The organism is Methylocystis sp. NC52PC (genome assembly GCF_055698645.1).
Genome location: NZ_CP170127.1, coordinates 2,976,143 through 2,999,092, shown reverse-complemented (window position 1 = coordinate 2,999,092; position 22,950 = coordinate 2,976,143). Strand labels below are relative to the sequence as shown.

The 22,950-nt window shown below is 63.7% G+C and carries 18 protein-coding genes and 1 tRNA gene; 8 read left to right on the top strand and 11 right to left on the bottom strand.

The window, feature by feature from the left end; all coding sequences use genetic code 11:
- Positions 1 to 49 precede the first annotated feature (49 nt).
- The 3 genes from ACETII_RS16545 (at position 50) to ACETII_RS16535 (ending at position 3,824) form a co-directional block, all read left to right on the top strand.
- Positions 50 to 943 carry a class I SAM-dependent methyltransferase gene (locus ACETII_RS16545; RefSeq protein ID WP_472786219.1) on the top strand — a complete coding sequence of 298 codons (894 nt, stop codon included), beginning with the start codon at positions 50 to 52 and terminating at the stop codon, positions 941 to 943.
- A gap of 154 nt (positions 944 to 1,097) precedes the next feature.
- On the top strand, positions 1,098 to 2,381 hold the full coding sequence (locus tag ACETII_RS16540) for a lipopolysaccharide biosynthesis protein (protein ID WP_472786218.1): 1,284 nt from the start codon (positions 1,098 to 1,100) through the stop codon (positions 2,379 to 2,381).
- Positions 2,382 to 2,525: 144 nt separating this feature from the next.
- A complete protein-coding gene (locus tag ACETII_RS16535) occupies positions 2,526 to 3,824 on the top strand; it encodes an O-antigen ligase family protein (RefSeq protein WP_472786217.1) in 1,299 nt (432 codons plus the stop codon).
- On the opposite strand, the gene uvrA is transcribed toward ACETII_RS16535, so the two are convergent.
- Positions 3,821 to 6,823: an excinuclease ABC subunit UvrA gene (gene uvrA / locus ACETII_RS16530; protein ID WP_472786216.1), complete on the bottom strand. Its 3,003-nt coding sequence runs from the start codon at positions 6,821 to 6,823 to the stop codon at positions 3,821 to 3,823. The two genes, ACETII_RS16535 and uvrA, sit on opposite strands and share 4 nt — an antisense overlap.
- A gap of 131 nt (positions 6,824 to 6,954) precedes the next feature.
- On the opposite strand from uvrA, the gene ACETII_RS16525 reads away from it, so the two are divergent.
- Both ACETII_RS16525 and ACETII_RS16520 read left to right on the top strand, forming a co-directional pair.
- A complete protein-coding gene (locus ACETII_RS16525) occupies positions 6,955 to 8,265 on the top strand; it encodes a dicarboxylate/amino acid:cation symporter (protein WP_363347829.1) in 1,311 nt (436 codons plus the stop codon).
- Between the two features lie 564 nt (positions 8,266 to 8,829).
- Positions 8,830 to 10,095, top strand: coding sequence for a hypothetical protein (locus ACETII_RS16520; protein WP_472786215.1), 1,266 nt, complete (start codon positions 8,830 to 8,832; stop codon positions 10,093 to 10,095).
- A 51-nt stretch (positions 10,096 to 10,146) separates the two neighbouring features.
- On the opposite strand, the gene ACETII_RS16515 is transcribed toward ACETII_RS16520, so the two are convergent.
- Together ACETII_RS16515 and ACETII_RS16510 are read right to left on the bottom strand one after the other, a co-directional pair.
- Positions 10,147 to 10,521: a hypothetical protein gene (locus ACETII_RS16515; RefSeq protein ID WP_363347825.1), complete on the bottom strand. Its 375-nt coding sequence runs from the start codon at positions 10,519 to 10,521 to the stop codon at positions 10,147 to 10,149.
- 245 nt (positions 10,522 to 10,766) lie between these two features.
- A complete protein-coding gene (locus ACETII_RS16510; RefSeq protein ID WP_472786214.1) occupies positions 10,767 to 10,940 on the bottom strand; it encodes a hypothetical protein in 174 nt (57 codons plus the stop codon).
- Between the two features lie 168 nt (positions 10,941 to 11,108).
- Here ACETII_RS16510 and ACETII_RS16505 point away from each other — a divergent pair, with 168 nt between their 5' ends.
- Positions 11,109 to 11,771, top strand: coding sequence for a hypothetical protein (locus ACETII_RS16505; protein WP_472786213.1), 663 nt, complete (start codon positions 11,109 to 11,111; stop codon positions 11,769 to 11,771).
- A gap of 60 nt (positions 11,772 to 11,831) precedes the next feature.
- Here the strand turns inward: ACETII_RS16505 and ACETII_RS16500 are convergent, their stop codons facing one another.
- The 3 genes from ACETII_RS16500 to ftsH all read right to left on the bottom strand — a co-directional run bounded on the left by ACETII_RS16500 (position 11,832) and on the right by ftsH (position 15,637).
- Positions 11,832 to 12,329, bottom strand: coding sequence for a DUF1269 domain-containing protein (locus ACETII_RS16500; protein WP_363347819.1), 498 nt, complete (start codon positions 12,327 to 12,329; stop codon positions 11,832 to 11,834).
- Positions 12,330 to 12,698: 369 nt separating this feature from the next.
- Complete coding sequence (amoC, locus tag ACETII_RS16495) at positions 12,699 to 13,466, bottom strand: bacterial ammonia monooxygenase, subunit AmoC (RefSeq protein WP_363347817.1); 768 nt, start codon at positions 13,464 to 13,466, stop codon at positions 12,699 to 12,701.
- A 245-nt stretch (positions 13,467 to 13,711) separates the two neighbouring features.
- Positions 13,712 to 15,637, bottom strand: coding sequence for an ATP-dependent zinc metalloprotease FtsH (gene ftsH / locus ACETII_RS16490; protein WP_472786212.1), 1,926 nt, complete (start codon positions 15,635 to 15,637; stop codon positions 13,712 to 13,714).
- Positions 15,638 to 15,819: 182 nt separating this feature from the next.
- Between ftsH and ACETII_RS16485 the strand changes: the two genes are divergently transcribed.
- The gene (locus tag ACETII_RS16485; protein ID WP_472786211.1) at positions 15,820 to 17,274 is read left to right on the top strand and encodes a GlxA family transcriptional regulator; all 1,455 of its coding nucleotides are present in this window, start codon (positions 15,820 to 15,822) and stop codon (positions 17,272 to 17,274) included.
- A gap of 701 nt (positions 17,275 to 17,975) precedes the next feature.
- On the opposite strand, the gene ACETII_RS16480 is transcribed toward ACETII_RS16485, so the two are convergent.
- The 4 genes from ACETII_RS16480 to ACETII_RS16465 all read right to left on the bottom strand — a co-directional run bounded on the left by ACETII_RS16480 (position 17,976) and on the right by ACETII_RS16465 (position 21,881).
- Positions 17,976 to 18,626, bottom strand: a complete 651-nt coding sequence (locus ACETII_RS16480) for an acyl-homoserine-lactone synthase (RefSeq protein WP_363347810.1) — start codon at positions 18,624 to 18,626, stop codon at positions 17,976 to 17,978.
- Positions 18,627 to 18,752: 126 nt separating this feature from the next.
- Positions 18,753 to 19,517, bottom strand: coding sequence for a LuxR family transcriptional regulator (locus tag ACETII_RS16475; RefSeq protein WP_363347808.1), 765 nt, complete (start codon positions 19,515 to 19,517; stop codon positions 18,753 to 18,755).
- 201 nt (positions 19,518 to 19,718) lie between these two features.
- Entirely contained in the window at positions 19,719 to 20,669 is a 951-nt protein-coding gene (locus ACETII_RS16470) for an outer membrane protein (RefSeq protein ID WP_472786210.1), read from the bottom strand.
- 237 nt (positions 20,670 to 20,906) lie between these two features.
- Positions 20,907 to 21,881, bottom strand: coding sequence for an outer membrane protein (locus tag ACETII_RS16465; protein ID WP_472786209.1), 975 nt, complete (start codon positions 21,879 to 21,881; stop codon positions 20,907 to 20,909).
- A 422-nt stretch (positions 21,882 to 22,303) separates the two neighbouring features.
- Here ACETII_RS16465 and ACETII_RS16460 point away from each other — a divergent pair.
- Positions 22,304 to 22,393 (top strand) — tRNA-Ser (locus ACETII_RS16460).
- A 127-nt stretch (positions 22,394 to 22,520) separates the two neighbouring features.
- On the opposite strand, the gene ACETII_RS16455 is transcribed toward ACETII_RS16460, so the two are convergent.
- The gene (locus tag ACETII_RS16455; RefSeq protein WP_363347802.1) at positions 22,521 to 22,901 is read right to left on the bottom strand and encodes a YidH family protein; all 381 of its coding nucleotides are present in this window, start codon (positions 22,899 to 22,901) and stop codon (positions 22,521 to 22,523) included.
- Positions 22,902 to 22,950 lie beyond the last annotated feature (49 nt).

Here is a 22,950-nt window from a genome sequence, read left to right as displayed (position 1 = left end):
GCAAGTCTGCAAAAGGCGTGATTGTCCGCGCCGCCGCATGGAGCGCCGCATGTCTTCGGTTTCCGCTTCTTCCGCGCCCAATCCCGCCAGTAACCGTTTGAGTCTCGATCGCCTGGCGCGCAGGCTGTTTCCGTCGACATCGCTGCTGACCTTCAATCCGTTGTTCAAGGCGGTGATCAACGCCTTCGACATTGCGCCGCGCTGGATCTATCCGGAGTTCCGCAACCTGCCGCCCAACCATCTGCGCGTGCGCATCGGCGTCGGCAACCGCATTCTCAACAACCAGACCCACTTTCTCGTCCACGCTCGGGATTTCTGGATGTTCGCCTTCAGCGAGGGTCTGGCGAAGCCGGATTCGACGATCCTCGACATTGGCTCCGGCTGCGGACGTTGGGCGCACTGGCTGCGCGACTACAATTTTCGCGGACGCCGCTTCAGCGGAACCTATATCGGCGTCGATATCGACGCAGAGGCGATCATCTGGTGCGAACAGCATTACGACGCCGCGCGCTTCCGATTCCATCATTCCACGGATTCGAGCGTCTCCTACCATCGAAACGGCGGCGCGACGACGCCCTACCGCATACCCGAGGCGGATGGCGCGGTCGATCTCGTTTTTTCCAACTCCTTATTGACCCATGTGCTCGAAGCGGATTTGGAAAACTACATCCGCGAGAGCTACCGTCTGCTGCGCAGCGGCGGCGCGATCATGCATTCGCACTTCAATCTCGACTATCCGCCGGCCACTTACGGAACGCGCCATACGTTCCGGCATACGATCGGCCACGCCCAGGTGGAGTCGCTCGAGCAGCCCGAGGCCGCTGTCGCCTTTCGTACCGCTTATCTGTTCAAAGTGTGCACGGAAGCGGGCTTCAAGGATTGCGAGATCGTGCACATGCCCGGCGGCGCCCAGCATCAGCCGATCCTGCTCGCCAGGAAGTGAGCGCCCCCGCGAACGCCTGCGCTGGCGTTGGCCCGTCCCCAAGTAATGATGCTCATCGGCGTCTCTACCGACGGAAAATGGAGTTGGAAACACGCCTGCGCGCGAAGGAAACGGCCGCTTCGCCGGCAGACGTCACTCCCCGACAGTCGACCCCATGAGCGGCGCCATCTCCCCGAAAACCCAGGCGCTGAACGCGTTCCTGCGCGCGCTGCCGATGGCGGCGAAGCTCGTTTTGACCCTCTACATGGGCCGCTATCTCTCGCTTGCCGAAATGGGCGTTTACGGTCTGGCCTTCGGCGCGGTCACCGTTTTGCTGACCGTGCAGGGCCAGGGGTTCGGCTATCTGGTGGCGCGCGACATCGTCGGCGTGTCGCCTTTTGTGGCGCTACACAAGATGCGCGATCAAGCCGTCCTGCTCGCGGCGAATTACGTCGTGATGGGGCTTGCCGCGGCTCTGCTGATCTCGAACGATATTTTGCCGATCGCCCCAAGAATCGTCTGGCTCATCGTCGCCCTGACGGCGCTCGAAGGATGCGCGACCACTTTATACAGCAACGCCAATTCGCTCAATCAACAGCTCGCCGCCAATTTTTTCTTCTCCATGCGCGTCGCGGTCGCGGCATTACCGCCCGTCATTTTGGGCCTCTTCTCGCCACAGTGGCGCTCCGCAGAAATCGCGCTCAGTTCCTGGGCGATCGGGTCGGCGCTGTCCGTCGGCGCCAATTTGTGGTTTTGGCGGGACATGCCATGGCGCAAGGTCTTGCTTGCGCCCATCGACTGGCGCTGGCTTTCGCGCGGGGTTGCGAAATGCCTGCCGATCTGGTTCGGCGGCATGGGGTTCACCGCGAGCCTGGTCATCGACCGTTTCGTCGTCGAACATTTTCTCACGCTCGACGACGTCGGCGTGCTCACCTTCTATTATTCCTTCGTGAACGCGCTCATGAATTTGCTGCAGAGCGGAGTCTTTGCGTTTTCGCTGCCGCGTGTGATCGCCTTGCATCGGGCCGCAGACAGCGACGCCTTTTGGCGGGAGGCGAACAGAGCCACGCGGCAGGTTGCGCTGCTCGCCGGCGTCATGGCGCTCATTCTCGCGGTCGCCGTTCCGCTCCTTGGCGTCATGGTCGGGCGCGCGGCGCTCTCCGACAACGCCCCGACCCTGTGGCTCATGCTGTTCGGCGTCTGGATGCGGCTGATCGCCGAGGCGTTCAACAATGTGTTGTATGCTCGCCATCAGGATCGCGCCATCTGGCTGGGCAATCTCCTGTCCCTGGTTCCCGCGATCGGCGGCAACGCGCTTCTCGTTCCACTCGCCGGTTTGCCGGGCGCCGGCGTCGCGGCCTGCCTGTCCGCCGCCTTCCTGTTGGGCTGGCGCTGGCGCTGGCGCTGGATCGGCGAACATGGCTGGACGCGGACTCTCAAGTCATTTGAGCATCACTAGCGTGAACTTCCACGGCGCTGGTTTTCCGGTTTGCACTCTCGTTGGATGACGTGTCCTTAACCGAGCAATGGATAAACTCGCGCCGAAGGAACCGCTCCGTCGCACGGCGGCAGGAGCACGCGGATCGGAGCCGGGAGGCGAGTGTTGACGAACGCTTCTGGGACGCGTCTCGCGCCGGCGTCCAGCGTTTCGCGCGCGCCGGGCCTGCATATCGACTATCAGAAGATCGTCAACGCGACCTTCGTGGTCTTCATCGCGTCTGGCGCCGTGGTCATCGTGGAGCCATCGCCTTACGATCTGCTTTTCTTTATCACGTTGCCAATATGGTTTGTCGGCGGCTTCAGCGTCCATCGCACCTTCTTCGTGCCGGCGTCGATCCTGTTCGGCTATACCGTCGCGGGGTTTCTGGCGCTCATTCCCTATTGGGACAACGCCGACTCGTCGGTCTTCCAATACGTCTCCGCTTTTCTGTCGTTTACGGCGCTGTTCTTCGCGGTGTTTTTCGCAAACGAGACCGAGCGCCGGACTGAACTGTGTCTCAAGGCGTATATGGTCGGCGCCTTCATCGCCTCCCTGTGCGCCATCGCCGGCTATTTCGACATCGGCGGGCTGGGCGAACTCTTCACGCGCAACGCCCGCGCGACGGGTCCTTTCAAGGATCCCAATGTTTACGGCTCCTTCGCCTTTGTCGGGGCCGTCTATCTTGCGCAGAACCTCACGCTCGGGCGCACGCGCCATCCGATTGCGTCGGCCATCGCCCTCGTTTCTATCGCCTCCGGTGTGTTTCTCTCCTTCTCGCGCGGCTCCTGGGGCGCGACCGTCGTCGCCATGACGTTGATGGCTGTCTTCGGCTTCTTCACAATGGATAATCGGAGGATGAAAAGGCGCGTGGCCATGGGCGCGCTGGTCGCCGTGATTGTCACCGCCGTAGCGCTTGCGGTGCTGCTGTCGCTCGAGGAAACGCGCGCTTTTTTTCTGCAGCGCGCGTCCGTGACTCAGGATTATGACGAAGGCGCCACCGGCCGGTTCGGCAATCAGGCCCGATCGCTTCCCATGCTGGTCGAACGCTTCTGGGGATTCGGCCCGCGCCAGTTCGAGATGGTGTTCGGCCTCGTGCCGCACAACACCTATATCGGCTCATTCGCCAACAATGGCTGGATCGGCGGCTTCCTGTTCATATTGCTTGCGACGATCACCTGTTTCGTCGGCTTTCGTCTCATGATGCGCGCTTCGCCGTTCCGTCGCCATGCTCAGGTTGTCTTCCCCTCGCTATTCGCATTTTTTCTGCAAGGGTTCCAAATCGATATCGATCATTGGCGCCATTTCTATCTGCTGCTCGGCGCCGTCTGGGGCCTCGAAGCGGCGCGCCAGCGCTGGGTCGAACGCCAATCGCGACCGGTCGAGGCTCACGTTCAGGGCGAACCAAGGCTGCGTGACTTCTAGAGCGATTTGGCGCCCGCCGCGCGCCGGCGCGTCGGCGTCTGATCGAGCGGCCGCCGCGCCATCGCCTCTGCGAGATAGCGGCCGGTGTGGCTGCGTTTGGATTTGACGATCTCGGCCGGAGGCCCCGCCGCGACGATCTCGCCGCCGCCGTCGCCGCCTTCCGGCCCCATGTCGATGATCCAGTCGGCGGTCTTGATGACTTCGAGATTGTGCTCGATCACGACGACCGTATTGCCCTGCTCCACGAGCTCGTGCAGCACTTCGAGGAGCTTGGCCACGTCATGGAAATGCAGGCCCGTCGTCGGCTCGTCGAGGATGTAGAGCGTGCGTCCGGTGGAGCGGCGCGACAATTCCTTGGAGAGCTTGACGCGCTGCGCCTCGCCGCCCGAGAGCGTCGTCGCCTGCTGGCCGACGTGAATGTAATCGAGGCCGACGCGCTTCAAGGTCTCCATTTTATCGCGGATCGACGGCACCGCCTTGAACAGCGTCGACGCCTCCTCCACCGTCATGTCGAGCACGTCGGCGATGGACTTTTCGCGATATTTTACTTCAAGCGTTTCGCGGTCGTAGCGCTTGCCCTTGCAGACGTCGCAGGTGACATAGACGTCTGGCAGGAAGTGCATCTCGATCTTGATGACGCCGTCGCCCTGGCAGGCCTCGCAGCGCCCGCCCTTCACATTGAAGGAGAAGCGCCCCGGCGCATAGCCGCGCGCCTTCGCTTCGGGCAGGCCTGCGAACCATTCGCGGATCGGCGTAAAGGCGCCCGTATAGGTCGCCGGGTTCGAGCGGGGCGTGCGGCCGATGGGCGACTGATCGATATCGATGATCTTGTCGATCTGCTCCAGCCCCTCGAGTCTGTCGAACGGGGCCGGCACTTCATGTGCGTTGTTCAGTCGCCGCGCGATCGCTTTGTAGAGCGTCTCGATGACGAGCGTCGACTTCCCGCCGCCGGAAACACCGGTGACGGCGGTGAAACATCCGAGCGGAATTTCGGCGTTGACGTCTTTGAGGTTGTTGCCCCCCGCGCCAGAGAGCTTCAGCCAGCGGCCAGCGGTCGGCTTTCTCAGCTTGTGCCGCAGCACGACTTGTTTTTCGCCGGTGAGATATTGCCCGGTGAGCGAGGCCGGATCGTCCATGATCTCCTGCGGCGTGCCTTGCGCGACGATCTTGCCGCCATGGATGCCCGCGCCGGGGCCGACGTCCACGACGTAGTCGGCGGCGAGGATCGCATCCTCGTCATGTTCGACGACGATGACGCTGTTGCCCAGATTGCGCAGGCGACGCAGCGTGTCGAGCAGCCGGTCGTTGTCGCGCTGATGCAGCCCGATGGAGGGCTCGTCGAGCACATAGAGCACGCCGGTGAGGCCCGATCCGATTTGCGACGCGAGACGAATGCGCTGGCTCTCGCCGCCGGAGAGCGTGCCCGAGCTGCGCGACAGCGTCAGATAATCCAGACCGACGTCGACGAGGAAGGTCAGACGCTCGCGAATTTCCTTCAGGATGCGATAAGCGATTTCATTGCGTTTCTTGTCGAGTTCGCCCGGCAGCTTCGTAAACCACTCCAGCGCCGCGCGCACCGAGAGTTCCGACACTTCGCCAATATGCTTGCCGGCGATCTTCACAGCGAGCGCCTCGGGCTTCAGGCGGAAACCTTCGCAGGCGAGACAGGGCGTCGCCGACATGTAGCGCCCGATCTCCTCGCGCGCCCATTCGCTGTCGGTTTCCTTGTAGCGGCGTTCGAGATTGATGACGACGCCCTCGAAGGGTTTCTTCACGTCATAGGCGCGGAAGCTGTCATCATAGGAAAAGCGGATTTCCTCGCTTCCCGAACCGAAAAGAATGACGTTCTGGGCCTTCTTCGGCAAATCCTCCCAGGGCGTGTCGAGGCGAAACTTATAATGTTTGCCGAGCGCCTCCAGCGTTTGCATGTAATAAGGCGACGATGACTTCGCCCAGGGCGCAATGGCGCCCTTGCGCAGGGTCGTCTTGGGATTGGGGACCACGAGATCGGCGTCGATCTTCTGCTCGCAGCCAATCCCGCCGCAGACCGGACAGGCGCCGAAGGGATTGTTGAAGGAGAACAGCCGCGGCTCGATTTCCGGGATTGTGAAACCCGAGACCGGACAGGCGAATTTGGAGGAGAAGACGATGTGTCCCGGCGCGTAATGCGTCGAGACATTGGCGGCTTTCTCCCTCTCGGCGTCGATCGGGGGCGCGCCGGCGAATTCGACGACCGCCAGGCCGCCTGAAAGATCGAGCGCCGTCTCGAAACTGTCGGCGAGGCGCGAGGCGATGTCCTTGCGCACGACAATGCGGTCCACAACGACGTCGATGTCGTGTTTGAGCTTCTTGTCGAGCGGCGGAACGTCGGCGATTTCGTGATAGGCGCCGTCGATCTTGAGACGCTGAAAGCCGCGCCGCGTGAACTCCGCCACTTCCTTCTTATATTCGCCCTTGCGGCCGCGCACGACCGGCGCCAGCAGATAGAGCCGCGAGCCTTCCGGCAGCGCCAGCACCCGGTCGACCATCTGCGAGACCGTCTGGCTCTCGATCGGCAATCCGGTCGCCGGCGAATAGGGCACGCCCACGCGCGCCCAGAGCAGGCGCATATAGTCGTGAATTTCCGTCACCGTGCCGACGGTCGAGCGCGGGTTCTTCGAGGTCGTCTTCTGCTCGATGGAAATCGCCGGCGAGAGCCCGTCGATCTGATCGACGTCGGGCTTCTGCATCATCTCCAGAAACTGCCGGGCGTAGGCGGAGAGCGACTCCACATAGCGGCGCTGGCCTTCGGCGTAGATGGTGTCGAAGGCCAGCGACGACTTGCCCGAGCCGGAGAGGCCCGTGAAGACGACCAATTTGTCGCGCGGGATGGTGAGGTCGACGTTCTTGAGATTATGCTCGCGGGCGCCCCGGATCGAGATAGTCTTGTCGCTCGCCCTTTGGACGGCGTCAAAGGCCTTCTCTACCGCAGCCGCGGCCTGCTTCTTGCTGCTCGCCATGTCGAGAAAACTTGCATGATCGGCGCCGGCGTCCGCACCGGCTTCGTTGAGCCCCTGTATAGCCCTGCACGGCCTGGAGCCGCAAATCCCGCTTATTGCCCGCGGCGTCCGGCCGGATTATCAGCGTTCGCATGACGACCGTCCAGACGAGACAGCCTCTCCACCGCCTGCTCTATGTGCAGGTGCTCGCGGCCATCGCGCTCGGCGCCTTGTTCGGCTGGCTCGCGCCACATGTGGCGGCGGCCGACTGGGTCAAGGCCTTGGGCGACGGCTTCGTGAAGCTGATCAAAATGGCGATCGCGCCCATTATTTTCTGCACGGTCGTCTCTGGCGTCGCCCATATCGAGGATGCGCGCAAGGTCGGGCGCGTGGGCGTCAAGGCGCTCGTCTATTTCGAGGTCGTCTCCACTTTCGCGCTCATCCTCGGCCTCCTCGTCGGCAATATTCTCGCGCCGGGCGGCGATTTTGCGGGCAAGGCCGACGCGTCGGCCATCGCCAAATATACGGAAGCCGCCGCGAAGCGGAGCGGGGTCGAGTTCCTGCTCGACATCATCCCCGACAGCGCGCTCGGCGCCTTCGCCAAAGGCGACATCCTGCAGGTGCTGCTGTTTTCGCTGCTGTTCGGCTTCGCTTTGCTTTCGCTCGGCGAGAAGGGCCGGCCGATCCGGCAATGGGTGGACGACGCCGGCCACGCCATGTTCGCCTTGATCGGCATCGTGATGAAGGCCGCGCCGATCGGCGCTTTTGGAGCGATGGCCTATACAGTGGGGAAATATGGCTCCGCGGCTTTGCTCTCGCTCGGCGGGCTCATCGGCGCCTTTTACCTCACCTCGGCGCTTTTTGTCGTTTTCGTGCTCGGCGCCATCGCGGCGGCGACGGGCTTCAGCATTTTCCGGTATCTCGCTTATTTGAAGGACGAGTTGCTGATCGTGCTCGGAACCTCCTCGTCCGAAAGCGCCTTACCCGCGCTCATGGAAAAGCTCCAAAAGCTCGGCTGCTCGAAACCCGTTGTCGGGCTCGTGGTGCCGACCGGCTATTCCTTCAATCTCGACGGCACCAACATCTACATGACCCTCACGACGCTCTTCATCGCCCGCGCCATGGGCTCGGAGCTGGACTACGCCCATCAGGCGACGATCCTCGTCGTGGCGATGCTGACGTCGAAAGGCGCGAGCGGCGTCTCCGGCGCGGGGTTCATCACCTTGGCGGCGACGCTCACGGCGGTCGACCCCGCGCTCGCGCCCGGCATGTCCTTCGTGCTCGGCATCGACAAATTCATGAGCGAGTGCCGGGCGCTGACCAACTTCATCGGCAATGGCGTCGCCACCATCGTCGTCTCCGCCTGGGAGGGCGAGCTCGACAGGGATAAGCTCAGAGCCGGTCTCTCCGGTCCTGCGACGCAGGCGACCGCGCCAGTCGAAAGCGCGGCGCCGGCCGACTGAAGCGACCGGCGCCGCGTCCGCCTCCAACTCAACGGCAGACCCAGACCCAGCGCCCGTAATGATTATGCCAGCAGACGCTATGCCTGTGCTGCCCGGGCGTGCTCCAATCCCGGTGCATGTGTCTGCCATGACCTCCCGGGGTCATCCCGTGGGTTTGCGCGTCATCTCCGCCTCGCGCCGCCGCCGGCAGCAGGAACGCCAGGACCGCTGCAGGAACGAGAAGAGCCTTGAGCATTTGCTTCCTCCTTCGGAAAACCGGGAGGATGGAACTCGCCGATATAAAAAGCAATAAAAACAGCAATATAGCGCTTAGCTTGTGGCGGCTGGCGCGCGCTAGAGCGACGCTCGGGCGGACCCTGAGAACGCGCCAAGCCCAGCGCCTGGGAGGCCGGATGCGGACGGCTTCGCCGTTTTCGTCGGCGTGCTTTTGCGCCTCGCCGGAAGCTTTGTTAGTTTCAAAAAAAATCGAGCTCACGAAAGCGTTTGCGAATGGCTCTCCATCTGCGGAAGAAACGCGGGAAGCGGCGCCCCGCCCTCAAACGAACATACACGGGGAGACGCATCATGGAGGAGAGCCTGACCAGCCAATGGACGCCGGCGGCCTATCGGGCGCGGGAAGAGCAGCGGCGGCGCGCTGAAGCGAACGAGCGCTCGGAAGAGCGGAGCGACGCCGAAATTCTTCTCAGCGACTGGACGCTCCCCGCCTATCAGGCGCGCGAATCGCAACGGCGCAGAGAGGAGCGTCCCGCGCCCCCTGCCCCTAGGCAAAACGCCATTATGGAAAGCGAATGGACGCCCGCCGCCTACAAGAGACGGGAAGAGCGCCGCCGCCTTCTGGAAAGACCGATCGTCCCGGCGACGCACGCCCACTCCCATGGGCTTAGCGATTGGACGCTGAGCGCCTATCAGGCGCGGGAGGCCGAACGGCGCAGGCAGGAGCGGTTGGAGGCTGCGAGCTCCGCCGCGCGGTCAGCGCCGGAGTTCGTGGAAGCGACGGCGCAGCCGATCCTCGTCAGCGACTGGACGCTCGACGCCTTCAGACTGCGGGAAGAGAAACGCCGGTCGACCGAGCCCACGCCGGCAACGACCCCGCCGCCCGTCCCCATCGCCCATGACGCGGGAGCAAAGCCCGTCCTCCCGGCCCAGCCCGCGCCGGCGCCGCTTGTCCAGGCGCCGGAGATCCGGCTCGATATCAGGCCCTCGCGGGACGTCGCGACCGGCGTCGGGACGCCTCGCCGAAAGGCGTTCCCGGTGAGACGTATCGCCATCGGGATTGGCGCGCTCTGCACGATTCTGGCAGGGGTCTTCCTGTTGCGCGCGCCCTCGCCGCCGATCCCGCCCGCGAGATCTTTGGCGCACAAGCCGGACGCCCTGCACAAACCATCCTCGGCCGCGCCCGTCGAGCAGGCCTCGCAACCCGCCGCGCCGCCCGCTGCGCCCGCTACGCCGCAACCGATGTCGACGGAGCCGGCAGGCGCGACGCCTGTCCCGGTCAAGGCGCCAGCGGCGCCGGCTTCAGCCGAAAGCGAGCCGGCTCCCGCCCCGGTCCCGGCCGCGGCGACGGCGCCGCCGCAAGCCCCAGTAGCGTCGCCGGCGCCCGCCGCGGCCTCGAAGAAGCTCGAGACGGAGCCGCAACGATCGCCCTCTGTTTCGGGCAGGACCACCCCGCCACAGGCGGAAACGCCGCGGCTGGCGCCGGCGAAGCCAAAAGCGGCCGCCGCCGAAAAGAAGCCGAAGCCCGGGGCGAGAAGCGAGCCGCGTCCGGCGCCCGGCCTGCTCGACCGTTTCGTGACCGCGGTCAAGCGATGGGGCCAAGGCCTGACGCGCTGACGGGCGCAGGCGACGCGGCGCTCACGAACCGCGCGCCTTGAACCCGACCAGTCAGCGCAGGCACTGGCCCCGCTCGGCCCATGCGGCTTCCTGCGCATCCGAAGGGGCTGCGGCCTGCGCGTCGCAGGCCTTGAAGACTCTGGCGCGTTCGCCCATGGAGACGCCTGCCGGGAACTGCTCCAGCGAAACATAAAAGCCGGGCTCGAGACTGGCCCCGACCGTCGCTTGCGCGCTCCTGATTTGCGGCGTGGCGGCGGACGCCTGTGGCGACGGCAGGTGATACCATCGCGCAGCGGTCGTCAGATTGCAGTCGCTTTTCGGCATGCTCTTGGGGCAAACCAAAATCCAGGTCTGCTGCCCGCCGCGCGCCGCCGCGGCCCCCGTGGTCATGGCCAGCAGCGCAGCGGCGAGAATGAGTTTCTTCATGAATCAGTTCGCTCCGTTTTCCCCGCTGGCAGTTTAAGCAACCAGAAACGGGCCACAAAGTGGAGCGCGGCCCGCGGCGGATGGCCGCGCGCGGATTTGTCGGGTTGAAAGGGCTGGGGCGCCTCACCATTCTCCCCGCGCATGATCATTCGCCCCGCCATCGCCAACGCCGTCATCGCCTCGGTGCTCTTCGCAGCCATCGCCGGCGCCGCCGTATTTTTTGTCAGCTGAGCGCGCTTGGCGCGTCACCTTCCACTGCGTTCCCCGGCCCTGTCATCGCAATGCTTCAGTTCGGCTGAGCTCGCCGACCAGTAGGAGAGCTCGCAAAGAGCCTGATACCGGCTGCCGACGTAAAGCGACCAGACTCCAAAGCCGACCATCAAAACGCCGGCGGCGAGAAGCAGCGTTATCTTCATCATGTCCTCGCGATTGAACGACTGACAGCGGCGCTAGCTCTAGAGGGGCGCCCTCGCCAAGCTGGAAAAGCGGACAGACTCCGGCGGTTGCCGACTTCGGGGGCGCGCACTATCCTCCCCGGGCTTCAAACGGCTTCCATTCCGCAAACAAAGCTTCCGAGGATCTCAACGATGTCCAACCCCCCCGATACGGCCGGCGGCGAACCGACCGACCCGCACGCGGAAAAGCCGCATCAGGAGTCGTCCTGGGTGACCGCGCTCGAAGAAGGCATCGAGGAAATCAAGACCCAGCCGGCGGAGGTGCTTTTTCTCGACGTCCTGAAGATTGATCTTCCCTACATCATCATGCTGTCCATGGCGTTGTTCGGCATCGGGCTCGTCACCTTCACGGGCCAGCCGATCGGCATGTACTGGGAATTGCTCACACTCGTCTATTGCGTTTTGTGCATCTACGTCGGCTGGCGCCATGCGCCGACTCGCCCCGAACGCGTGAAGCTCGTCTGGACTCAGGTTCTGCATTGGGCGGCCTTCCTCGCCGCCATGTGGCTCATCTACACGCCGACCATGCGGGCGCTGGTGGATGTGAACGCCACGGGCCTCAATCTCATGGTGCTGCTGGCGCTCGGCACCTTCGTCGCCGGCGTGCACGCGGAGGCGTGGCAAATCTGCGTCGTGGGCCTGATCCTGGCGCTCTTTGTGCCCGCGATCGCCATCGTGCAACGCTCGTCGCTTTTCATCATTGTCGCGCTGCTCGGCGTGATCTTCATCGGCGTGAGCCTCTATATGACCTTCCACACGCATCGGCGTGAATTGAACGAACAAGAAACGGTCTAAGCGATCAAGAAACAATAGCGCGCCGAGTCGCCTTTGGATTCGGCGCGCTTTTTTTTAAACTCAGCTCGTCGGCGTTTGGGCCGCGAGCGCCGCGCGAATGGCTTCGTCCTTGGATTTGTCGAAGGAGGTGCGCAGAACCGTGCCGCCGACGCCGCGCAGGCCTTCGAGCACCTTGTCTGTCGTCATCTTGCGCACGAGCACGAAGAGCGCGGCGCCGCCCGGCGGCACGGCTTCGGCGACGTCCTTCATGAATTTGTCGTCGATGCCGAAATCTGTCAGCGCGCCGGAGACGGCCCCCGAGGCCGCGCCCAGCGCCGCGCCTGCGAGCGGCATCATGAAGATCAGGCCGATCAAAGCGCCCCAGAACATGCCGGAGACGCCGCCGATGGCGGTCGTATTGAACAGCTGATTGAGCTTGATGTGACCCTCGGGGTCTTTGACCGCGACCACCGCGTCGCCCAGTTCGATCAAATATTCCTTCTGCATCTGAAACAGTTTCTGCCGCACTTCCTCGGCCTTTTGCTCCGAGGAAAAGGCGATGACGAGAAGATCATTCATGGAAGCTCTCCGGATAGGCGCTCGATCATGGGCTCGCGCGCTAAGGAAACGATCTAGTCGCCTGGAGGGAAATTGCAATCAGAAGAGCGAAAGCGCGACGCTTGAAAAAGCTTACCCGCGCGGCGCCGCATCTGCGGCATCGGCGGGTAGGACAGTCCGGCTGGGAGTCCGGGCGTGTCTTTAGAAGCTTCTGTCTCGCGCCCTCGTGCGCTGCTTCACCGGGACGGGGACCCGGCGCGGCGCAGCCAACCAAAAGGCAAGGGGCGAAAATAAGGACGCAACGATCAGAATAGTTGCGATCATCTGTTTGCCTCCCACTCTCTTTGGGGACCGCCCGCGCCCGAAGACGCGAGCGGATTGCTTGTCCGATTACTCGGTCAGAAGGGCGACGCCTTCCTTGCCGAGCAGCGCATGAACGCGCATCAGGATCTGCAGCACGACGCCGAAGACGCCGAGAGCCATCCAGCCGAAGAACACGAAGCCCCAGTGCAGCGGAGCGACGAACAGCTCTTCCATGAACCAGAAGGTGTGGCCCCACTCGTTCAGGCCGACGTTCGGGATGATCATGAACGGGCCGATGGCGACGATCAGGAACGCCAGCGAGTAGCCATGAGCAAAATACGGAATGCGGGTCTTCGCATAGAAGAACGCGCCAACCGCGATCACCGAATAGATCGGATAGCTCATGTAGAACTCGATGATGTGCGACGGCGTGAAGTCCGTGTCGCGAATCACCGTCATGTGCCAGGTGCCGTCCTGCTCCGTGAAGAACGACGCGCCCCAGTAAATGGCGATGCCGTAAACGACAAGCCACTGAACCAGAACCACCAGGCGGCGCATCTCTTCGCGCGGCGTCACCGCGTCGACGTTGCGGTCGCGGGTCTTCCAGAGATAGCCCGCAAGGCCCAGACCAGAGACCAGCTCCAGCGGGATCTCGGTCCAAAGGATCGACATCCAGTAGGTCTGGAACTCCGGCGCGAACGAATCCAGGCCAGCGCGCCAGCCGTAGACCTGCTCGTAAATGCGCACGATCAGATAGAAGATGTTGAGGACCGCAAGGCCGATCCACATTCCGCGAAGATCGACTATTTGTACCTCAGCAGCTGCACCAGCAGCTGCGCTCGTCGTCGAAGCCATGTTCCAAATTCCTCCTATTGGAAGCTCTCGAGGCTATTCCCTCGAAGCTGGCTCATCTTGCTTTCTGCTGTGCAGGACAACAGTGACTTTGTCGCCAATCTGATGCCAAAAACCGCCATGCCCTGGCCGCCGCAATCGATTGATTTTGCGACGCAACATCAACCCGGGCTCGGGGGTGAGACAGTTGAATGCAAATAAAAAAGGCCCGGCGTGAACCGGGCCTTTTCGGTTAGCGGCGCGCCGCTTTAGACGGGCTGGGGCGCGACCCCGTCGCCGACATCGGGCTCTGGCTTGTGTCCGGTGGTCGGCACCGCGGAGCCGCGCGGCGGCTGCGGGGTCGTGGCGCTCGTGTCCTCGCGCACGGGGCGCTTGCCCTGCAGCAGCCCGCGCATCTCCTCGCCGGTCAGGGTCTCGAACTCCAGCAGGCCATTGGCCAGCGTGTCGAGCTGCGCCCGCTTCTCGGTCAGGATCTGCCTGGCCTTGTCATAGGCCTCCTGAACCAGACGCCGCACCTCCGCGTCGATCGTCTGCTGCGTCGCCTCCGAGAGGGTCTGCTGGCGGCCGAGCGAATAGCCGAGGAACTGCTCCTGCTGCGGCTCGGCGTAGGCCACGGTCCCGAGCTTGTCCGAGAAGCCAAGCTGCGTGATCATCGCCCGCGCCACCCGCGTGCACTGCTGGATGTCGGAGGCCGCCCCAGACGTCACCTTGTCGTGGCCGAAGATCAGCTCCTCCGCCACGCGGCCGCCCATGGCGATCGCCAGCATCGCGGTGAGCTGCTCATAGGTCTGCGACACCTGATCGCGCTCCGGAAGGCCCTGCACCATGCCCAGCGCGCGGCCGCGCGGGATGATCGTCGCCTTGTGGATCGGCATCGCCCCCGGCACCGTGAGCTGCACCAGAGCGTGCCCGCCCTCGTGATAGGCCGTGAGCTTCTTCTCCTCCTCGGTCATGCTGAGCGTGCGGCGTTCCGCGCCCATCATGATCTTGTCGCGGGCGTCCTCGAACTCCTGGTTCGTCACGATCCGCTTCGAGCGCCGCGCCGCCAGCAGCGCCGCCTCGTTGACGAGGTTCATCAGATCCGCGCCCGAGAAGCCCGGCGTGCCGCGCGCCACGACCTTCAAGTCCACGTCCGGCGCCAGCGGCACCTTGCGGGCGTGCACCTTCAGGATCTTCTCGCGGCCGATGAAGTCCGGGTTCGGCACCTGGATCTGGCGGTCGAAGCGGCCCGGACGCATCAGCGCCGGATCGAGCACGTCCGGACGGTTGGTCGCGGCGATGAGGATGATGCCTTCATTCGCCTCGAAGCCGTCCATCTCGACGAGCAGCTGGTTCAAGGTCTGCTCGCGCTCGTCGTTGCCGCCGCCGAGCCCGGCGCCGCGGTGACGGCCCACCGCGTCGATCTCGTCGACGAAGATGATGCAGGGCGCGTTCTTCTTGGCCTGGTCGAACATGTCGCGCACGCGGCTTGCGCCGACGCCCACGAACATTTCCACGAAGTCCGAACCCGAGATCGAGAAGAACGGCACGCCCGCTTCGCCGGCGATGGCGCGGGCCAGCAGCGTCTTACCCGTGCCGGGCGGGCCGACCAGCAGCACGCCGCGCGGAATCCGACCGCCCAAACGCTGGAACTTGCCCGGATCGCGCAGAAACTCCACGATCTCCTGCAAATCCTCCTTCGCCTCGTCAACCCCCGCAACGTCCTCGAAAGTGACGCGGCCTTGGGTCTCGGTGAGGAGTTTGGCCTTGGATTTGCCGAAGCCCATGGCGCGGCCGCCGGCCCCGCCCTGCATTTGACGCGCCATATAGATCCAGACGCCGATGAACAGCAGCAGCGGCAGACCGTTCACGAGCAGAGTCGACAGCCAGCCCGGATTCTCGCCGCCCGGCCGCGCGCTGATCTGCACCTTCTTCGCCTCGAGCTTCTGCACCAGCGACGGATCGTTGGGCGCATAGGTCGTGAACGAGCGGTTGTCGTTGAAGTGTCCGGTGATTTCATTGCCCGCGATCGTGACGTCATGCACGCGGCCTTCATCGATCTGCACCAGCAGCTCGCTGAAGGTGATTTCGCGCGCTGGCGTGCGGGACTGCTGATGCTGGAACATCGCAAACAGAACCACCGCGACGGCGACGAAGACGACCCAAGGCAAATATTTCTTCCAATTCGCCTTCATTTGCACCTCCCTGGGCGCGCCCCGCCGACTCCGCGGGGTCGAAGCAGCCCGTATAACAGCATCATGACGGAGGACGGACGCCCTCGCCATACTCAACATGAGGTTGGCGACATCCTAGGTCAGGATGGCGAAATAGCCAAATCCAGTCCATAATTCGCCAAAAACAAAATCGGTGGGATGGCATGCTCAAGATCGTCATTGCGGGCCTGGACGGCTGTCTCGGCTCCGCTTTCATAGGCCTATCCGACTTGTTTTCGCTGGCCCAGCGCAGGATTAGCGCCGCTTTGCCGGACGATTCCCCGGGCGCCGATTTTTGCACGGTGACCGCCGGCGTCGGGGGCCGCCCGATTCAGGACGGCGCGGGAGCGCGTCACGAGGTGGAGACCTCTTTCGAGGAAATCGCCGTCTGCGACGCCATTATTATTCCAAGTTTCGCGCCGGGCCCGGAAGGCGAGGTACCGGACATGGCGCCCTTGGCCGGCGCGGCGGCGTGGCTTCGTCGACATCATTCCCGCGGCGCGCTGGTCGGCGGATGCGGCTCCGGCGTGTTCCTCCTCGGCGAAGCGGGCCTGCTCGATGGACGCCGTTGCACGACCAGCTGGTGGCACAATGAGGACCTCAAGAAACGCTACCCCCGCGCCGACCTGGCCTGGGGCGCGCGATTGATCGACGACCGTCGCGTCGTCACTGCGGCCGGGCCGATGTCCTGGATCGACGTCGGCCTCTACGCCCTCAAGGCGCTCTGCGGCGCGGAGGCGGGGCGCATCGCCGCCGATTTCACGCTCGGCGACACGACGCCCGCCAAGGGCGGCCACGGCGGCGCCTATGGCCCTGTCGCGGTTTCCGGAAGCGCGGACGCCTTTTTGGCGGAGGCGGAGCGGATCGTCCGGCAGTCCGACGCGGACTTCAACGCTCAGGGTCTGGCGCGCGCGCTTTCCACCTCCGAACGCACCCTGCATCGCAGGCTCAAGCTCGCCTGTGGCGAATCGCCGAAGAGCTTCATCGATCGCGTTCGCGTCGAAACAGCGCGCACGCTGCTCGAGACCAGCGCCAAGCCGGTGAAAGAATTGGCGGCCAGCGCGGGGTTTATCGACGAGGCGAGCTTTCGCCGCGCCTTCCGTCGCTACGCCGGCATGGCGCCCTCCGCCTATCGCGTCTGGGCGCGGGCCAAAGCGCAAGACAAGGCCCAGATTTTCTCGGTCCGCAAGGAATCGGAGCTTATTCCCGAAATCCTGACGACCATCTTCGACACCTGCGTCAATGGCGTCACGCTGACCGACCCCGATCTCGAGGACGCCCCGATCGTTTACGCCAACAAGCCGTTTCAGGAGATCACCGGCTACGCGCCAAATGAAATTCTCGGCCGGAACTGTCGGTTCCTGCAGGGCGAGGATCGAGACCAGGAAGGCCTGCAGCGTCTGCGCGAAGCGATTCGAAACCGCCAGCCGGTCGAGGTCATTCTGCGCAATTATCGCAAGAGCGGCGAGTTGTTCTACAACAAACTCAACATCACGCCGCTGTTCGACGAGCAGGGAGCGCTGATTTACTTTCTCGGCGTCCAGTATGACGTGACCAAGCAAGTCACGGCGGAAAGGGAAATTGGCGATTTACGCGAACGGCTGCAGGCGATTGCCTGAGGCCTGACCCTGGCTGGGATCGTCGCTGCGATGCGGGGGTCCCTTTTGCGCGGGAATCGATAGGGCTTATCTCAGCACGGCGGGATGCGACGCGGACGACTATCGTGCGCCGCACAACTTTTCCCGCTTGCGCCTCCCCCAAACAGGGTGCGTTAATATGTCGCGCCGCCGTTAATCGCCCGGAAAGAGCCGGTGACGGCGTCGCCGCTAGAGGCAGAGGGAAAAGTCATGAGCTCGTTCACCGCCATTGTCTCGATACTCGCCGCCGCCGCCGCCGTCACTTTCGCGATCACGGCGTACGTCAACTGAGAACATGCGCCGGGCGCGACGACGCGCGCCCGGCAAGGATGTTTTTTGGCGACTTAGCCCTCCTCGACGTGTCTCGCGGGTCTGCGTCGCGTTCGCGATAGACAGCACGGATCCCGTCGAGGGCGAGTCCTGTTCGGCGCCTTGGCAAGCGCCTCGACGTCCCAGACCAGCCTGCGCAACCAATCGCGGCTCAATTTTGCGCGCGCCTTGCGGTTGCGAAGCGAGACAATGGCGACGTCTTCAATGTCCGCGACGACGGCCACTGACCTTGCGTCTCGGCGGCGCCGATACGCTTCTTCTATTTGCAGGTCGAGCATTGGGAAGTTTCTGTAGGTCACAACTCGGATCATGATCTGCCCTTTCCTTTGTTTCTTGCTGCGATTGTGTCGGTGTCACGAGGCCAGCAGCCGCGCCCGCATCGCGCCGATGGCGTCCGGCTCCAGCGCGACATTCGCTACTCCGGCGAGGTTGCGCACGCGCGCGTCCCACCCAGGGCCAACTTCATAAAGAACGGCATAGGTTTCGACGCCGCCGATCATCTGCGGCGGACCGAGCGGATCGCCCGCGCAACCGCAACGCATCAGCATCCGGTGCATGACGCGGTCATAAACCGTGACGATATGCGAAAGCGACGCGGCCTTGCCGATTTCGTTGAGCGCCAGCCCCAGTTCGGCCGTAGCGCGGCTGATGGTCGGGACATCCACCCGCGTGTCGCCCGTCATGCGCACCGTGAAACGGCTCGATTCCCAGATCAGCGGGCTCGCGATTCGCGCGCCGTCCGGCAAAAGCTCCGGAAACGTGTCGTTGAGCATGTTGAAGCCAGTGGTCGGCAGCAGCCGAAGTCCGCCAATCACATGCTCCTGTTCGTCGAGCGACAGGACATAGAGCGGATCGAGCGCGTCATAGCCGTCGATCTCCCACCGGTTGATGACGCTCACCTGCCATTTCAACCGCTCGTGGAATACGCTGCGGCGCAGCCGGTGCATTTCGTCGATGAGCCTCGGATAGCGGTCGCGCCATTCGCCCGGTATCATTTTAATCATTGCTTAATCCCCTCATCGTAAGCTTTACGATTATGAGAAATTGAAGCAATGTCAGTGGGTTATCACCTCCCGAAAATGGGAGGTGTGCCCTTGCGGGAGGCAATTCGACCTCCCAAAAATAGGAGGTTACTGGCGTTTTTTGGGGAAGAGATGCGTCGGCTCGTAGGACATGTTGATCAAGCCGAGCGCGAGAGCCTTGGCGACCGTGTGCGTCGTATTGGCGGTGTTCAACCGCGAACGCGCGGATTCCAGGTGGAATCGGACAGTGTGCGAGCTGATTCCGAGAATCCGACCGATGTCGTCGTCCGTCTTGCCCAGCGCTTTCCATCGCAGGCAACTGGCCTCGCGGGGGGGAAGATGGACGCCCGTCTCATCCGCGACGCCGCACGCGCGCAAGGTCGCCGCGTGGAAATTGAATGCGAGAATCATCAGGTCCCGCATTAATTCGTCCTTCATGGCGCGCCATTCGGGATCCGGTTCGTTGCTGGTGACGGAAAAAAGCGCAAATTCGCCGAGGCGGCCACGCACCGGAATGGAGAGGCCATTCGCGCCGACATCGAGTTCCTGGGCCTCGCCGAAGAATTTGCGGATGATCGGGTCGCTGCGGTCGATCTGCGCCCAGTCGATCGGCAGAATCCCGCCCAGTCCCGAGCGGACGATCGGGTCGAGGTCGACATAGCCGCTCTGGGCATAGTGTTTCTGCCACTCCGCCGAATAGGTCACCGACAACAGCGGACGCGGCGCGCCAGGAGCCGGCAGGTTGAGCGCAGCATAGGCCACGTTATGCAAGCCCCACGCTCCGGTAAAATCTCGGATGATCTCGGACGCAGCCTCGATCCGGTCCGCAGCGGCGAGGCGATCGATCAGGTCGAAAAAATCATCGCGGTGCACGGAACTTTCCATCGTCAGGAATACTCTCGCTCACGCTAGTCCGCTCCGAGCCGACGCACAACCGACTGGACCGCGAAAGACATGAGCTGTCAAAGCTCGGGCGTTTCCCCTGCCCCTCCGCCGAGTCAATCGCGCCAGCGGTCCGGAATGCAAAAAGCCTGGCTTCACAGCCAGGCTTTCTATCGTCGAGATCGAGGTCGATCAGTATTTTGCGACGACCGGGGCCGGGGAACCCCAGTTGAAGTGATAGTTCAGGCCGGCGCGGACGATGTTGCCGTTGATGCGGCCACGAACCTGGCCGCCAAAGACGGCGCTGCCGCCGGTGACCGGATCTGACGTCGCGATGGCGAAGTTCTGCGTCACCGTGCCGAGATCGTAATAAAGATATTCGACCTTCGCGGACCAGTTCGGCCAGAACAGCCACTCGAGGCCGCCGCCAGCCGCCCAGCCGACCTGCGTATTCGAGAAGTTCACGCCCCCGAACGAAACCGGCTGAGCCACGGCCCAAGGGCTGGAGCCAATTGCCGAAACGGTCGTGGCCGTGTTGAGATTGACGCCGCCATAGGCGAGACCGCCCGTGCCGTAGACAAGCAGGGTCGGCGTAAAGAGCCAACCGAGGCGACCGCGGACCGTGCCGAGGTAATCGAGGCTGGCGCGCCCGCTGGTGATCGAGGCGAAGCCGTCGTCGGTGCGCCGCTGCAAGAACGAGCCAACCGAAACGGCGTTGGTCACCGAGCGGGCTCCGCTGTTGCCGGCGAGGCCCTGGATGTCGGCCTCGAGACCCACAACGAAGCTGTTGTAGAACTGCCAGTTGTAGCCGATCTGACCACCGCCGATGAAGCCGCCGTTGGCGCCGGAGTTGACGACCGAGGCGGAGGCCGCGGAGGAGAAAGCGGCCAGATACTGGCTCTGCTGGGCGCCGGCGTTCCCCCATGTCGCATCCGCGCCGACCGGGGCCACCGCCAGATACTGGCCGTTGCTATTGGCCCAGGTGCCGCCAGCGTTCAGACCGACGTAGAAGCCGGTCCACAGCGGGGGCGGCGGGGGCGGCGGAGGAAGGACCGGCGGGCCCTTGCGCGAAGGAAGATCAGCGGCGAGGGCGGAGCCCGCCGTCAGCGCCAAAGCGGCAAAAGAAAGCGCAATCTTTTTCATTTCATCCTCTTCGTCGGCTAGACGACGCAACCAATCGCGCCGCGCTCTGAAGTAGCCTCGGCCCAGTCGCGACAATCGCTCCGTGCGCCTCCCCTTCTTTTTGCTCGACCTTGGCCGTTCTTGACCTTTGCCATTTCCCGCCGCCGCTTTTCGGTCGACTGTGGCGCGAAGGACACAAAAAAAAGAGCCCGGCCTTGCGGCCGGGCTCCTGTGCTTGCCTTGAAGTGAAAGGTTAGATCAGTATTTCGCGACGACCGGAGCGGGAGCGCCCCAGTTGAAGTGATAGTTCACGCCGGCGCGAACGATATTGCCGTTGATGCGGGCGCGAACCTGGCCGCCGAAGATCGCCGAGTCGGCGGGAACGGCGAAGCCGAGAGCCTGCAGCGTGCTGTCGGTCGAGCCCAGCGCGAAGTTCTGGCGCACGGTGCCGAGGTCATAATACAGATACTCGACCTTGGCGGACCAGTTCGGCCAGAACATCCACTCGAGACCGCCGCCGGCCGTCCAGCCGACCTGCGTATTGGAGAAGTTCACGCCGCCGAAGCTCGGGCCCATGAACAGGCCGGTGATGCCGCCCGGAACGACCGACGACGCATAGTTCAGCGTCACGCCGCCGTAAGCGAGACCGCCCGTGCCGTAGACCAGCAGGGTGGGCGTGAACAGCCAGCCGAGGCGGCCGCGCACCGTGCCCAGATAGTCGAGGCTGCCGCGCACCGAGTGAATGCCCGCGAAGCTGTCGCCGAGGGCCGTGCCGACCACGCCAGGAACCGCGGCGCCGGTCGCGAAGGTGCGCGAGGCGTTGGTGCCGGCGATGCCCTGGATGTCGGCCTCGAGGCCCACAACGAAGCTGTTGTAGAACTGCCAGTTGTAGCCGATCTGGCCGCCGCCGATGAAGCCGCCGTTGTTGCCGGAGTTGAAGCCGGAGCCGGAGGCCGCCAGGGTGAAGGCGCCGAGATAGCTGGCCTGCTCGAGGTTCAGGATGCCGGGCGACCAGAACGGACCGGCGCCGACCGGGCCGACGGCCACGACCTGCTGGTTGCTGTTGGCCCAGGTGCCGCCAGCGTTCAGACCGACGTAGAAGCCGGTCCACATGGGCGGCGGCGGCGGCGGCGGCGGCAGGACCGGCGGGCCCTTGCGGTAGGGAAGATCGGCGGCAAGCGCGGCCCCAGCGGACAGCGCGAGCGCGGCGACGGAAAGAGCGATTTTCTTCATTCCAGCCTCTTTGAACAAATATTGTTGGAACCGCGCCCAAGCGCACGCTCCCAACTTCTTGGCCAGGCCTGGCCGGAGAAACGATTCTTTCCCCGCTCAGCCATGGCCCTATCCATCAGCACGCCCCCTGCACAGTCAACGGAATCCATCGATCAGGCGTAAGCTTAACCACACATTGGGATTGTGCTGTTGCGTAAAAGTCACGGGATTACAGCTAAGCTTAAGTATTAATTTGGTTAACGAGCGTTAGCTTGACAATTTATTCTTAGCCTTCACGAGCCGAAATCGTGCAGCTCGCCAGCCACAGGAGGGCGATGACTGCTTTGACAGTGTCGTAGCGAAGAATTTTGCCGGCGCGGCGGCCGCTGCTTGCCAAGAGAATGGCGCTTTGGCATATGTCGCTGACCGCGCGTCGCGCGGATGGAGACGTGGCCGAGAGGCTGAAGGCGACGGTTTGCTAAATCGTTATAGGGGAAACCCTATCGTGGGTTCGAATCCCACCGTCTCCGCCAGCCCCCTCGCCGTCGCGGGGAGGAAGGTCTGGCCGTGAACGAATTTGGAAACAGCTTTCTGATCAACGCCCTGATCGGTTTCGCCCTGGCGCTGCTCATTTCCTTCGCCTTCGTCTGGTTCGGCTGATCAGCCGACCGCGAGATAGGCGCTGAACCCCGCGACGCCGAGCACCAGCGCCGACAGCGCGATGAGCGTGACGCGCGTCGCCCCCGGCGTATGCGCGCCATCGTCCTCGAGCAGACGGGCCGTGTGCAGGAAGCGGATCGTCGCCACCATGATCAGCACGACGCCGGCGCCGACCAGCGCCATGCCGCCGTAGCGGCCGGTCGGGCTCGCGAGGCGGTGCAGCCTGAACAGGGCCGACTCTCCGGCCTCTCCGGCCATGGCGAGCAGGAACAAATTGAACCGTTCGATGACGAATCCAAGCGCGATGACGGCGACGCCGGTCCGAATCCAAGCCAGAAAAGTCCGTTCATTAGCGGCGATATTTACGTAGTCGCGAATCATCGATCGACCCTCCACCCTGTTGCATGTAGGTCGCCCGTCATTGCCGCCA

Coding starts and splice junctions, on each gene's coding strand:
- ACETII_RS16520 (WP_472786215.1), top strand. CDS start 8,830: ATGGAGGAGAGCCTGACCAGCCAATGGACGCCGGCGGCCTATCGGGCG.
- ACETII_RS16485 (WP_472786211.1), top strand. CDS start 15,820: ATGCTCAAGATCGTCATTGCGGGCCTGGACGGCTGTCTCGGCTCCGCT.
- ACETII_RS16505 (WP_472786213.1), top strand. CDS start 11,109: ATGTCCAACCCCCCCGATACGGCCGGCGGCGAACCGACCGACCCGCAC.
- amoC (WP_363347817.1), bottom strand. CDS start 13,466: ATGGCTTCGACGACGAGCGCAGCTGCTGGTGCAGCTGCTGAGGTACAA.
- ACETII_RS16545 (WP_472786219.1), top strand. CDS start 50: ATGTCTTCGGTTTCCGCTTCTTCCGCGCCCAATCCCGCCAGTAACCGT.
- ACETII_RS16525 (WP_363347829.1), top strand. CDS start 6,955: ATGACGACCGTCCAGACGAGACAGCCTCTCCACCGCCTGCTCTATGTG.
- ACETII_RS16515 (WP_363347825.1), bottom strand. CDS start 10,521: ATGAAGAAACTCATTCTCGCCGCTGCGCTGCTGGCCATGACCACGGGG.
- ACETII_RS16465 (WP_472786209.1), bottom strand. CDS start 21,881: ATGAAGAAAATCGCTCTTTCCGTCGCCGCGCTCGCGCTGTCCGCTGGG.
- ACETII_RS16540 (WP_472786218.1), top strand. CDS start 1,098: ATGAGCGGCGCCATCTCCCCGAAAACCCAGGCGCTGAACGCGTTCCTG.
- ftsH (WP_472786212.1), bottom strand. CDS start 15,637: ATGAAGGCGAATTGGAAGAAATATTTGCCTTGGGTCGTCTTCGTCGCC.
- uvrA (WP_472786216.1), bottom strand. CDS start 6,823: ATGGCGAGCAGCAAGAAGCAGGCCGCGGCTGCGGTAGAGAAGGCCTTT.
- ACETII_RS16510 (WP_472786214.1), bottom strand. CDS start 10,940: ATGATGAAGATAACGCTGCTTCTCGCCGCCGGCGTTTTGATGGTCGGC.
- ACETII_RS16480 (WP_363347810.1), bottom strand. CDS start 18,626: ATGATTAAAATGATACCGGGCGAATGGCGCGACCGCTATCCGAGGCTC.
- ACETII_RS16470 (WP_472786210.1), bottom strand. CDS start 20,669: ATGAAAAAGATTGCGCTTTCTTTTGCCGCTTTGGCGCTGACGGCGGGC.
- ACETII_RS16500 (WP_363347819.1), bottom strand. CDS start 12,329: ATGAATGATCTTCTCGTCATCGCCTTTTCCTCGGAGCAAAAGGCCGAG.
- ACETII_RS16455 (WP_363347802.1), bottom strand. CDS start 22,901: ATGATTCGCGACTACGTAAATATCGCCGCTAATGAACGGACTTTTCTG.